The following is a 12,076-nucleotide window of genomic DNA, read 5'->3' as shown; positions in this document are numbered from 1 at the left end:
GTGCTGCATAGCTATGTACGGACGGGATAACCGCTGAAAGCATCTAAGCGGGAAACCCACCTCAAAACGAGAATTCCCTTGAGAACCGTGGAAGACGACCACGTTGATAGGCCGGGTGTGGAAGTGCAGTAATGCATGTAGCTTACCGGTACTAATCGTTCGATTGGCTTGATTGCTCTCATTTTCAGTGTCCATAGGGCCTTAAAGGCCCGTGACTGATCATATGACACAGGGCGCGCCTGACGCGCCCGACAGCTTGCTTCGTATCCTTGTCCTTCGCCGGTCTGGTGGTTCTAGCGAGGAGCTTGAACCCGATCCCATCCCGAACTCGGCCGTTAAACTCCTCAGCGCCAATGGTACTATGGCTTAAGCCCTGGGAGAGTAGGTCGCTGCCAGACCTGCCAAGGACAAGTCTTTCCTCTTTACGTGTCACGACCTTAACAAAACGCCGCCTTTCCCTGTCCGGGAAAGCGGCGTTTTTGTCGTTTTAGGGCGTTCAGCGTGAGAGCATTTATGGCATGATCGGCCGTTAAACACCGAATTCACGGCTCGTTCATTTCACGCGCCGTAGTGGAACTGCGCTGTCAATTCGAAGTGTCCCCAGCCCGAGGAGCCCAGCACATGCGTGAGTTCATTCGTCCCGTTGCCGTCACCTTAAGCATCGTCTGTCTCACCGCCTCCATGGCGGTCCTGTCCGCCGATAGCGCGCTTGCGCAGGGCACGCAGAAGATGGCCCCGGCCCAGGGCGCCGCGCCCATGGGCCAGCCGCCGGCCGCGAAGCAGATCGCGCTGACCGACAAGCAGGTCGAAGGTGTGATCGCGGCGGCCAAGGACATGGACGCGCTCTCCGAGAAGATGCCTGAAAACGGCAAGCCGGATCCCAAGCTCATGGCGCAATTCGAAGCGACCGCGAAGAAGTACGGCTTTGCCAGCTACGACAACTACAACAATGTCGTCGACAATATCGGCCTGATCATGAGCGGCATCGATCCGGCCACCAAGAAGTATGTCGGTGGCGCAGCCGTCATCAAGGCCCAGATCGCTCAGGTGCAGGCCGACAAGAAGATGTCCGCCAAGGACAAGAAGGAAGCGCTGGACGACCTCAATCAGGCCGCCAAGGCGCCGGAGCCGACGATCGAGAACAAGGGCAACATCGATCTCGTCGTCAAGAATTTCGACAAGCTCGCCGCCATCATTGGCGACGACCAGAACTGAGTATAGGTCGTCCCGGCCAAGCGAAAGCGCGAGCCGGGACCCATACCGCGTGATCTATCGGTCATGCGAACCGCGAGAGGATTCTCGTCGCAAACATGTCGGCTTGTGGTTATGGGTCCCGGGTCAGCGCTCGCTTTGCTCGCTTGCCTGGGATGACGAAACGGTGATTACGGTCTACCGCCGAATTGTTGCTCCATCTTTCGCCGTATCCTCACGGTCTCGTTGCCGGGGTCGACCTCGACGTCGCTCCAGCGCACCGCCGCGCCATGCGCGACGTCGTGTCTGAGTGTGAGGCGATGCGCCAGCCCGATCGGCAAGCCGCCCGCCTGGAGGCTTAGCGAGGCCGGCATCAGTTTTCCCCACACCGTGTAGCCGCCCTCGCCGTCGAGCATTTCGCCGGCGCGCAAGTCGCGCTTGGCCACCGCGACCACATCGCCGCGGAAGCCGTGGGGCTGTCCGGTCGGCTCCTTTCGCAGCGCCGCCGACAGAACCGAGATGTTCAGCTCAAGCCCGATCAGGTGGTACGGCTTGTACATCGCGGCATAGCGGCCGCTTGCATCGGTCTTCAGGCCATATTGCCTGAAGCAGTCCGCGGCATAGTCGTTGGGCGCTTCGAGCACGACATAGACGCCCCAGCGCAGGTCGCGAAACACCGGTCGTCCGTCGCGCTCGAGCGACGACACCACTTCCACCACGCCGGATTTCTCCAGCACGCCGCCAAGCTCGCGCGGCCGCATGATATGCGGCAGATCATCGACGCCACAGGGCGGAAACAGCAATCCGCCGGAGGGGACGTCGAGTCCCGTCGCGTTCGCAATCGCCGCCATCTCGATCGCCGATTTGGTGCCGTCGAGAAACGAGTTGAACATCTGCGGATTCATGCCGGCCGATTGCGCCTCGTCGGCCGAAAGTCCGTAATGGCCCCACACGCCTGCCGGCGTCACGTCGTGATAGGCGGGCAGATATTTGGTGCCCTTGCCGGCGGCGACCACGCGGAAGCCGGTGGCGCGCGCCCAATCGACCATTTCGGCCGTCAGCGCCGGCTGGTCGCCATAGGCGAGCGAATAGACCACGCCGGCCTTGCGGGCTTCCTCTGCCAGCAGCGGGCCGGCGAGCACGTCGGCCTCCACGTTGACCATGACGATATGCTTGCCGTTCGCAATCGCGGAGCGGGCATGCGTGATGCCGACCGCAGGATTGCCGGTCGCCTCCACCACCACATCGACATTGCCCGACATAGCCGTGGCGCCGTCAGCGGTGAATGTAGTCGCGGCGATCCGGTCCTCGTCCCAACCAACGGTGCGGCAGGCCTCGCGCGCGCGCTCGGGATCGAGATCGACGATGACCGGTACTTCCAGCCCCGGCGTATGCGGCACCTGGGAAAGGAACATCGAGCCGAACTTGCCGGCGCCGATCAGCGCGACGCGCACGGGTTTGCCGGCGGCGTGACGAGCGGCGAGAAGCGAGAAGAGGTTCATGAGCAGGCCTGGTGGCTTCGGTGTTACGGCGGCGGGATTAAACCCTCTCCCATTGCGGCCTTGCGGGAGAGGGTGGTTTCGAGCCAACGGGTTGGCGCTGAGCGCCGCCCGATGATAAACTCCATGAGAAACCGGGTGAGGAATTGTGTTCGGGAGACCCTTCACCCGAGTAATTTTGTTGCCAGTGCGGCGCAGCCCCGGCAAGGGGAGAGGGCGCAGCCGCCGCCGTTGAGCTCCCGGATCGTGTTACTCCGCCGCCTGCCGTGGTGCGCGTGCCAGACGCAGCAGCGAGTCGTCGTCCACGGTCTCGATCGGCGTGAAATCCCGGTGGGCGATATATTCCGGCCGCGTCGGGGTGCGGATGTAGTTCGAGACCGCGTTGAGCGTGAGGTACACGATCTTGCGAGGGTAGGGCGTGATGTTGCCCGCCGAGCCGTGCACCAGATTGCCGTGGAACATCAGGAGACCGCCGGCCTTTCCGGTCGGCGCGACGATGCCGCCTTCCTTGACGAGCCGCGTCACGGTTTCCTCGTCCAGTGTCCACAGCGGATAGGAGGTTGTCTGAAGGTCGTGCGAGGCCTTGAGATCGCCGGCGTGCTGGCTGCGCGGCACCAGCATCAACGGTCCGTTGATCGGCATCACCTCGTCGAGGAAGATCGCGATGTTCATGGCGCGCGGCTCCAGCATGCCGTCGTCGCGCTTCCAGGTGCCGTAATCCTGATGCCATTGCCAGACGTCGCCGGTAAACGCCGCCTTGGCGTTGATCTTGAACTGATGCATGTAGACCTTCTCGCCGAAGACCTGTTCGATCGGATCGATCATGCGCGGGTGGGCGCCGAGCAGCCGGAACGCCTCGTTGTAGAGATGCGCGGCAAACGCGGTGCGCGGCGCGCCGCTTTTCTCGCGCCAGACTTCCGGCCGGTTGGCGTCATAGATGTTGACGGCCTCGCGCGCGAGCAGCGCGACCTCCTCCGGCTGGAATAGTTCCGGCAAAAACAGCCAGCCTTCGCGGTGAAAATCGTCGATCTGCTGCTGAGTGAGTTTCATGGCGGTAGCTCTCGCGTTCTTTCGGGCAACACCCATATTGCTGGTTGGCGCCAAGGATAGCACTTGGCGGTGGGGTTTCCAGCCGTGTTGGCTAGGTATTGCGTCGCAGAAATCGGGTGGATCGCAACAATCTCCAAGCCTAGATTTCGCACCAAGAGGTAGATTTGTCTACACACTGGAGCGAGCCATGACTGACCAGCATTTTGCCCTGTTCGACACGCCGATCGGCGTCTGCGGTGTTGAGTGGGGGTCGCGCGGCATCAATGGTCTTCAATTGCCGATGGGCAGCGATGACAAGACTCGCACCCGGATCCGGCAACGACACGGCGACATCAGCGAGACAGCACCGACAAAAGAAGTGCAGAAGGCGATCGATCGCATCGTCAAACTGCTCGCGGGCGAGCCCGACGATCTCCGGGATATCGCGCTCGATCTCGACGGCGTGCCCGATTTCAACCGCGGCGTCTACGACATCGCGCGCAGCATTCCGCCGGGGCAGACCATGACCTATGGCGATATCGCCAAGCGGCTTGGCGGGGTCGAGCTATCGCGCGATGTCGGCCAGGCGCTCGGGCGCAATCCCTGTCCGATCGTGGTGCCGTGTCACCGCGTGCTGGCGGCGGGCCGGAAACCCGGTGGATTTTCGGCCAAAGGAGGGGTTAGCACCAAGCTGAAGATGCTGGCGATCGAGGGCGCGGCGGTCAATCACACGCCGGGCCTGTTCGACTGAGATTTATCTCTCTCCTCTGGACCTTCTTATCCCTCCCCCGCGGGACCCGTGGGAGGGAGAAGAAAGCGCCGGTTCCGGACTAAACCGCCTCGCAGCTAAATCCATTGCCCCTGCGGCGGATTTTCCCCGTCGAGGGCGAGGGGAAATGCGCGGTGCAACAGAGCGTATCGGTGTCGCAATAGCGCTCCAGAAAACTTTTCCGCGTGACGGCTGCCTGGACGGGGTCGACGTCGAATTTCGGCGATAGCTCCGGATGCTGCAACTGGAGCGGCGTGTGCATGATGTCGCCGACAAAGACCGCATCGTCCCTGGCCTTGCCGAGGGTGAAAGCGACATGTCCGGGCGTGTGGCCCGGCGTCGGCAGGATGCGCAGGTGATCGCCGATCGCAAAATCACTGCCGACGATCTCGGCCCGCTTCGCCTCGACCACCGGCAACACGCTGTCGCTGAAGGGGGGCACCTCCGCCTTGGCGTGCTGCGCGATCCAGTAGTCATATTCGGTCTTGCCGAACACGTAGCGCGCTTTCGGGAAGGTCGGCACCCAGCGGTCGCCTTCCAGCTTCGTGTTCCAGCCGACGTGATCGACATGCAGATGCGTGCACATCACGAAATCGATGTCCTCGACCGAAAGGCCCGCGGCCTTCAGCCCGCGCATATAGGTGTCGTCGGTCTTCTTGTCCCACTTGGGGCGGCCAGGCCGCGGCTTGTCGTTGCCGATGCAGCTGTCGATCAGAATGGTGTGGTGCGGTGTGCGCACGACATAGGACTGAAAGCACAGGATCAGCGTGTCCGTGTCGTCGATGGCGCCCGCCTTGCGCATCCAGTCCTTGTTCTGCGCCAGCAACTCGGGCGTGAGCGAGGGAAACAGATCGAACGCAGGAAAATAGGGAGCTTCCTGCTCGACGATGCGGTGAACGGTGAGATCGCCGACGGAAAATTTCAGGCTCATGATGGCGCTCCGTTGGTTTAGGCCTTGATATTTACGCCTTCAACTTCAGGCCTTGGGCGGCAGAGAAATCTTGACCGATGGCCGTTGCAGCATCCGCTCGTGGAAAGCGTCGAGGTTCGGATAGGCCTTGCGCCAGCCGCAATCGGCGTAGCGGAAATCGGCGTAGCCAAGCACGCAGGTGAGCGCGATCTGGACGATATCGAGCGGACGCGACAGCACGTCTGTTTTTTCGTTGAAACGCGCCATCCCTTTCCAGGCCCGGCTCCAGTGATCGTCGGCCCACGCCTGCCACTTCAGTTCCTTTGGCCGCACCATGTTCTCGTAGCGGCAGAGCAGCATGGCATCGAGCATGGCTTGCAGCAGGGAATGGTCGCTCTTGACCTTCCACCGGTCGGGCCCGCTCGAGGGGATCAGTTTGCCGCCGCCGGCCAGTTCGTCGAGATATTCGACGATGACGTAGGAATCGAGGATCACGTCGCCATTGTCGAGGATCAGGACCGGCAGCTTCTTCACCGGTGTGATCTTCGAATAGTCGTCATTGGGCTGGGCCGGCGCGACCGTCGTCGGCACGAATTCGATTTTGTCGATCAGGCCGAGTTCGATGGCGGCGATGCGCACCTTGCGGGCGAAGGGGGAGGCAGGCGAAAAGGTGAGTTTCATTGGCTTGTCCTAGCGATGGTCAGGGAGACGTTTCCGTCATTGCGAGCCGACGGGTCGGCGGAACGCCGCCCGACGAAAAACTCCGCGAAGATTCCAGATTTGCATCAAAGGCCGGATTGCTTCGGAGCTCACGCTCCTCGCAATGACGTAGTCGGTAAGCGTCACGGCATTCACGCCGCGATGATTTCCTGCCGCTGCTCGCCGAGGCCTTCGATGCCGAGCGTGACGACGTCGCCGACATTGAGAAATTTCGGCGGCTTCATGCCCATGCCGACTCCGGGCGGTGTACCCGTTGCGATAACATCGCCCGGCATCAGCGTCATCATCTCGGAGAGGTACGACACGATCTTCTTGACGCCGAAGATCATGGTCGCGGTCGACCCGGTCTGGCAGCGCTTGCCGTTGACGTCGGCCCACATCGACAGCTTCTGCACGTCGGCGATCTCGTCCTTGGTGACCACCCATGGGCCAAGCGGGCCGAAAGTGTCGTGCGACTTGCCCTTGGTCCATTGCCCCAGACGTTCGATCTGGAAGAAGCGCTCGGAGACGTCGTTGCAGACGCTGTAGCCGGCCACATAATTGAGGGCGTCGGCTTCAGACACATACTTGGCGCGGCTGCCGATGATGATCGCAATCTCGACTTCCCAGTCGAGCTTGGTCGAGCCGCGCGGCTTTTCAACCTTGTCGTTGGGGCCGCACAGGCTGTTATTGCCCTTCATGAAGACGATCGGCTCGGTCGGAATCGCCAAGCCGACTTCTTTCGCATGGTCGGAATAATTGAGGCCGATGGCGATGAATTTGGGCAGGCCGCCAACCGCGGCGCCAATCCGCGGGCTACCGCTGACGGCTGGAAGCTTGGCGGGATCGAGGGCGGCAATCTTGCTCAGCGAGGCCGGCGAAAAGGCCTCTCCAGCGAGGTCGGCGATATGCGCCGACAGATCCCGGATCTGACCGGATTTATCGACCAGACCGGGCTTTTCCTTGCCAACTTCCCCGTAACGAACAAGCTTCATTTCTCGGTACTCCCTAGACAGTTTCACGGCTTGGGACGCTTCTTGGAACAGCGCGCGGCTAAATTCAACCGTCCATGAGGGGATGCAACGCAGCCCCTCATGCTCCGGGCAGCCCCTAGCTGCCCGCCGCGATGAATTTGAAGGCGTCGCCGTCGCGCTCGATGTGGCCGGCGTCGAAATGGCCGCCAATGACCAGCACCGGCCGGTCGGCAAAGCGTGCAAACAGCTCGCGCCGCGTTTGGACCGCCTGGCTGGCGTCGGAATCGACGGTCGAGGACCAGTCGAGATGGGCCATCTGGCAGGGGTGGTGGGCGACGTCACCGGTCAAGAGGCCCTCTTCGCCCTCTGAGCGGATATGAAGGCTCATATGGCCGGGGCTGTGGCCGGGCGTCGGGATCAGGGTGATCTCGTCGCAGATCCGCGCGTTGCTGGCGACGAGGTCGGCCCGGCCGGCCTCGACGACCGGCGCGACGGAATCGGCGAAGATCGCGGCCTTGTCCGGCGCCGTGCTGTGGTCGCGCCAGTAGGCGTATTCGGTTTGGCCGAACAGGTAACGCGCGTTCTCGAAAGTCGGCACCCAGCGGCCGTCCCTGAGCCGCGTATTCCAGCCAATATGGTCGACGTGCAGGTGCGTGCACAGCACCGTGTCGATGCTGTCGGGCGGATAGCCCGCCGCGCTCAGGTCATCGAGGAACGGCCCTTGCCGGTCGTTCCAGATCGGGATGGTGCGGCCCTGCTTGTCGTTGCCAAGCCCGGTGTCGACCACGATCCGCCGCGCCGGCGTTTCCACCACCAGCGCGTGGATCGACATTTTCAGGCGGCCTTCTTCCGTGGCGAAGTGCGGGATGAGCCAAGGCAACCGCCGGATTTCCTCGCTGCCGGCCGAAGGCAGAATGAATCGCGTGTGGCCTACCGTCTCCAGTTCGACGATCTTGGTGATTTTGACCCGGCCGATCGTCCAGCGCATCCGTCGTCAACGCTTACATGGTGCCGGGGAAGGCGCCGCCGTCGAGCAGGATGTTCTGCCCCGTAATAAAGCCCGCTTTGGCGCCGCACAGGAAGGCGCAGGCCAGGCCGAACTCGTCGGGTTCGCCGAAGCGTCCGGCCGGATTGAGCTTGGCCCGTTCGGCCAGCATCGCATCGACGGTGATGCCGCGCCTTTCTGCTTCCGCCTTCGCCACCGCGCCGCGCAGCCGATCGGTGTTGAACGGCCCCGGCAATAGCGCGTTGATGGTGACATTGGCGATCACGGTCTTGCGGGCAACGCCCGCCACAAAGCCGGTCAGGCCGCTGCGCGCGCCGTTGGAGAGCCCCAAAACCTCGATCGGCGCCTTCACCGCGGCCGAGGTGATGTTGACGATGCGGCCGAACTTGCGCGCCATCATGCCGTCCACCGTCGCCTTGATCAGCTCGATCGGGGTCAGCATGTTGGCGTCGAGCGCCTTGATCCAGTCGTCGCGGGTCCAGTTGCGGAAGTCGCCGGGCGGTGGGCCGCCCGCATTGTTGATGAGGATGTCCGGCTCCGGGCAGGCTTTCAGCACCGCCTCGCGCCCTGCTGGTGTGGTGATGTCGCCGACGATCTCGGTCACGGTGACGCCGGGATTATTTTTGCGGATTTCGTCCGCGGTCTGCTTCAGCGCTTCCGCGCCGCGCGCGGTCAACGTGACATGCACGCCCTCATTGGCAAGCGCGATCGCGCAGGCGCGTCCCAATCCCTTGCTCGATGCGCAGACGATGGCGCGGCGGCCCTTGATACCCAGATCCACTGTTTCACTCCCGTATCATTCTTCAGGTGGTTTGCGCGGCGACTTTATCCAACCGCGGTGGCCGAGGTAAGGGGTCCGCCTTTGCGCCAATGTGGCGGTTCGGAAGTTCGCATCATTGCCGCCGCGCGCCCGTCATGCGAACTTCTGAACCGAAGCCACACTAGATCAATAATTTGCCAGTGTCCCTTCGATTTCGAAGTTCGTAAACGAGACGCCGCAATATGATACGAACTTCGAAATCGGGACACTAGTCGAAATGGTCTATATTGATGGGCGCATATCGCGCGTTTGTGAGGATTGTGCCATGCCCGACCTGTTTGATGTCAGCAAGGAAGTCGTTCTGATCACCGGGGCTTCGCAGGGGCTCGGGCGGCAGTTCGCGCGCGTGCTTTCGGCCCATGGCGCTGCGGTGGCGCTGGCCGCGCGGCAGACCGGCAAGCTGAAGGGGCTGGAAGAGGAGATCAAGGCCAAAGGCGGCCGCGCCGCCGCGGTCGCGATGGACGTCACCAGCGGCGCCTCGATCGTCAGCGCGATCGATGCGGCGGAAGCAGCGCTCGGCCCCGTCACCGTGCTGATCAACAATGCCGGGATCGCGATCGAGAAACCGGCGATCGAGCAGACCGAAGCGGACTGGGACGCCGTGATCGGCGCCAACCTCAAGGGCGCCTATTTCACCGCGACCGAAATGGCGCGGCGAATGATCGCGCGCAAGCAGGAGGGCAACATCATCAATGTGGCCTCTGTGCTCGGTTTCGGCGTCATGAAGTTCTTGTCGCCCTACACGATCTCCAAGGCCGGCATCGTGCAGGCGACCAAAGCGATGGCGCTCGAGCTTGCAGGCAACCGCATCCGCGTCAATGCGATCGCGCCGGGCTATATCGATACCGAGATCAACCACGATTTCTGGTCGACGCCGGGCGGCGAAAAGCTGACCAAGCGGATTCCGCAGCGGCGCGTCGGCAACGAGTCCGATCTCGACGGCGCGATCATGCTGCTCGCTTCATCCGCCTCGCGCTACATGACCGGCAGCGTCATTACCGTGGATGGCGGATTTCTGCTGACGTAAATTCCTCGTCGTCCCGGACAAGCAAGCGAAGCGCGCGCCGATCCGGGACCTATAACCACCGATATTGACTATTGAAGCAAAACGGGGCCACAGCTCAATATTACCTCGCACGCCAGTGGATATGGGTCCCCGCTTTCGCGGGGACGACAGTTGGCATTTTATCGCCTCAGCTCGTCCGCAACTCCGCCTTGATCATGTCGGCGGCCTTTTCGCCGATCATGATGGTGGGCGCGTTGGTGTTGCCGCCGATCAGGTTCGGCATGATCGAGGCATCGACCACGCGCAGCCCTTCAAGGCCGTAAACCCTGAGCTTGGGGTCGACCACGGCGAGCGGATCGTTCGTACCCATCTTGCAGGTGCCGACCGGGTGATAGACGGTATCGACATGGTTGCGCAGGACATCGCGGATCTGCGCGTCGGTCCTGACATCTGCGGTGACGGTGTCGGTTTTTTGCAGCGCTTTCAGCGCGGGCGCATCGAGCAGGCGTTTCGTCATTTTGAAACCAGCCACCATCGTGTCGAGGTCGGCTTCCTCGCCGAAGAAATTCGGGTCGATCGCCGGCGGCGCCAACGGATCGGCGCTTTGCAGCCAGACGCTGCCGCGGCTCTTCGGGCGCAGCACGCAGACGTGGCAGGAAAAGCCGGTGCCCCAGCGCGGCTTGCGGCCGTGATCGGCCACCATCGCCGTGCAGAAATGCAATTGAATGTCCGGCAACACGAGGTCAGGCCGCGTCTTGAGGAATCCGCCGCATTCGGCGACGTTCGATGTCATCGGTCCGCGCCGCTCGCGGCGATATTGGGCGATACCCTTGAAGATCCGCGCAATGCCGCTAAACGACAGGCCGGCGAAATGCGGCGCATCCGAAGTGAAGCCGAATACGAAGTCCGGATGGTCCTGCAAGTTCTGGCCGACGCCGGGCAGATGATGCACAGACGCGATGCCGTGTTTTCCGAGCGCGGCTGCATCGCCAATGCCCGACAGCATCAGAAGCTGAGGGCTCTGGAACGCGCCGCCGGATAATATCACTTCACGTCTTGCGCGAATTTGCTTGACGTCCTTGCCCTGGCGGAATTCGACGCCGATCGCGCGCTTGCCTTCGAACAGGATGCGGGTCGCCTGCGCGTTGGTTTCGACATGCAGATTGGCGCGGCTGTTCATGAAGGGATGGATGTAGCCGCGGGCAGCGCTCCAGCGCTCGCCGTTCTTTTGCGTCAGCTGGTAGGTGCCGAGACCTTCCTGCTCTTCGGCGTTGAAATCTTCGCGGATACGGAATTGCGCCTCGCGCGCCGCCTCGAGATAGATCTCGCGGACGGGATTGTCGCTCTGCGATCCCGTCACGTGCAGCGGGCCGCCCTTCCCATGATAGGGGCCGTCGAGTTCCGAATTGTCTTCCGAACGTTTGAAATAGGGCAGCACGTCGGCATAGGACCAGCCGCTGTTGCCGAGGCGGGCCCATCCGTCGTAGTCGGCCTTGTGGCCGCGGATATAGACCATCGCGTTGATCGCCGAGGAGCCGCCGAGGCCCTTGCCGCGCGGCTGATAGCCGACGCGGCCGTTGAGGCCCGCTTGCGGCACCGTGTTGAACGCCCAGTTGTTGGTCTTGCCGGCGATCATCAGGATCATCGCACCGGGCGTGGTCACCACCCAGTTGTCGTCCGTGCCACCGGCCTCGAGCAGCGCCACCGACGTTCCCGGATCTTCCGACAGGCGGCTTGCGACCGCGCAACCACCGGAACCACCGCCCACGACGACAAAATCGAAGCTTTCCATGCCCGCTCCCCCTCAGCTCTGCTTTTGAGCCGGAGGCTGGGCCTTTATGGAAATTCTGGCAAGGGCGGCGTTTTCGGCCATTTTGGTCGCCGAAGCGCGCAATCTGGCGTCGTTTGCCGTCACAAAATCCTTAAAAGTAGCCCGGCGGCCCTTTCCAAAGCGGGCGTGCGTTGGTACATACCGCCCGCGACCCCAAGGCCTTCTGGCCAAGGGTTGCCTTCTCAGGAAGTCTCTGGACGGAAGCGGCGCCCTCGGGCGTTGCCGCGGCTGTTTCGGCTTTCGGAAAAGGCGCGCAAAGGTTTATCGCGGGGTGGAGCAGCCCGGTAGCTCGTCAGGCTCATAACCTGAAGGTCATAGGTTCAAATCCTATCCCCGCAACCA

At 62.4% G+C, this 12,076-nt stretch carries 11 protein-coding genes, 1 tRNA gene and 2 rRNA genes; 6 read left to right on the top strand and 8 right to left on the bottom strand.

Going from position 1 to position 12,076, the window contains the following annotated elements; translation table 11 throughout:
• From WB528_RS08440 to WB528_RS08430, 3 genes are all read left to right on the top strand, one after another.
• Nucleotides 1–176, top strand: a 23S ribosomal RNA gene (locus WB528_RS08440); the annotation flags it as partial.
• Nucleotides 177–283: 107 nt separating this feature from the next.
• A 5S ribosomal RNA gene (gene rrf / locus WB528_RS08435) occupies nt 284–398 on the top strand.
• Between the two features lie 223 nt (nt 399–621).
• Nucleotides 622–1,215: a hypothetical protein gene (locus WB528_RS08430; protein WP_423887965.1), complete on the top strand. Its 594-nt coding sequence runs from the start codon at nt 622–624 to the stop codon at nt 1,213–1,215.
• A gap of 167 nt (nt 1,216–1,382) precedes the next feature.
• Here the strand turns inward: WB528_RS08430 and WB528_RS08425 are convergent, their stop codons facing one another.
• On the bottom strand, nt 1,383–2,693 hold the full coding sequence (locus tag WB528_RS08425; RefSeq protein WP_423887964.1) for an NAD(P)H-dependent oxidoreductase: 1,311 nt from the start codon (nt 2,691–2,693) through the stop codon (nt 1,383–1,385).
• 246 nt (nt 2,694–2,939) lie between these two features.
• Nucleotides 2,940–3,740, bottom strand: coding sequence for a phytanoyl-CoA dioxygenase family protein (locus tag WB528_RS08420; RefSeq protein ID WP_423887963.1), 801 nt, complete (start codon nt 3,738–3,740; stop codon nt 2,940–2,942).
• Nucleotides 3,741–3,927: 187 nt separating this feature from the next.
• On the opposite strand from WB528_RS08420, the gene WB528_RS08415 reads away from it, so the two are divergent.
• Complete coding sequence (locus tag WB528_RS08415; RefSeq protein WP_423887962.1) at nt 3,928–4,470, top strand: methylated-DNA--[protein]-cysteine S-methyltransferase; 543 nt, start codon at nt 3,928–3,930, stop codon at nt 4,468–4,470.
• A gap of 79 nt (nt 4,471–4,549) precedes the next feature.
• Here WB528_RS08415 and WB528_RS08410 read toward each other — a convergent pair whose 3' ends face one another.
• From WB528_RS08410 to WB528_RS08390, 5 genes are all read right to left on the bottom strand, one after another.
• A complete protein-coding gene (locus tag WB528_RS08410) occupies nt 4,550–5,419 on the bottom strand; it encodes an MBL fold metallo-hydrolase (protein ID WP_423887961.1) in 870 nt (289 codons plus the stop codon).
• Nucleotides 5,420–5,464: 45 nt separating this feature from the next.
• Complete coding sequence (locus tag WB528_RS08405; RefSeq protein ID WP_423887960.1) at nt 5,465–6,079, bottom strand: glutathione S-transferase family protein; 615 nt, start codon at nt 6,077–6,079, stop codon at nt 5,465–5,467.
• 170 nt (nt 6,080–6,249) lie between these two features.
• On the bottom strand, nt 6,250–7,092 hold the full coding sequence (locus tag WB528_RS08400; protein ID WP_423887959.1) for a fumarylacetoacetate hydrolase family protein: 843 nt from the start codon (nt 7,090–7,092) through the stop codon (nt 6,250–6,252).
• Nucleotides 7,093–7,207: 115 nt separating this feature from the next.
• Complete coding sequence (locus WB528_RS08395) at nt 7,208–8,059, bottom strand: MBL fold metallo-hydrolase (protein WP_423887958.1); 852 nt, start codon at nt 8,057–8,059, stop codon at nt 7,208–7,210.
• A gap of 13 nt (nt 8,060–8,072) precedes the next feature.
• Complete coding sequence (locus WB528_RS08390) at nt 8,073–8,858, bottom strand: SDR family oxidoreductase (RefSeq protein WP_423887957.1); 786 nt, start codon at nt 8,856–8,858, stop codon at nt 8,073–8,075.
• 304 nt (nt 8,859–9,162) lie between these two features.
• Here WB528_RS08390 and WB528_RS08385 point away from each other — a divergent pair, with 304 nt between their 5' ends.
• A complete protein-coding gene (locus WB528_RS08385) occupies nt 9,163–9,924 on the top strand; it encodes an SDR family NAD(P)-dependent oxidoreductase (RefSeq protein WP_423887956.1) in 762 nt (253 codons plus the stop codon).
• Between the two features lie 166 nt (nt 9,925–10,090).
• Here WB528_RS08385 and WB528_RS08380 read toward each other — a convergent pair whose 3' ends face one another.
• Complete coding sequence (locus WB528_RS08380; protein WP_423887955.1) at nt 10,091–11,695, bottom strand: GMC family oxidoreductase; 1,605 nt, start codon at nt 11,693–11,695, stop codon at nt 10,091–10,093.
• Nucleotides 11,696–11,999: 304 nt separating this feature from the next.
• On the opposite strand from WB528_RS08380, the gene WB528_RS08375 reads away from it, so the two are divergent.
• Nucleotides 12,000–12,076 (top strand) — tRNA-Met (locus WB528_RS08375).

Source organism: Bradyrhizobium sp., assembly GCF_049586575.1.
Taxonomy (GTDB): domain Bacteria; phylum Pseudomonadota; class Alphaproteobacteria; order Rhizobiales; family Xanthobacteraceae; genus Bradyrhizobium.
The sequence above is the reverse complement of the archived record's forward strand: the minus strand, read 5'-3'. Positions and strand labels throughout refer to the sequence as shown.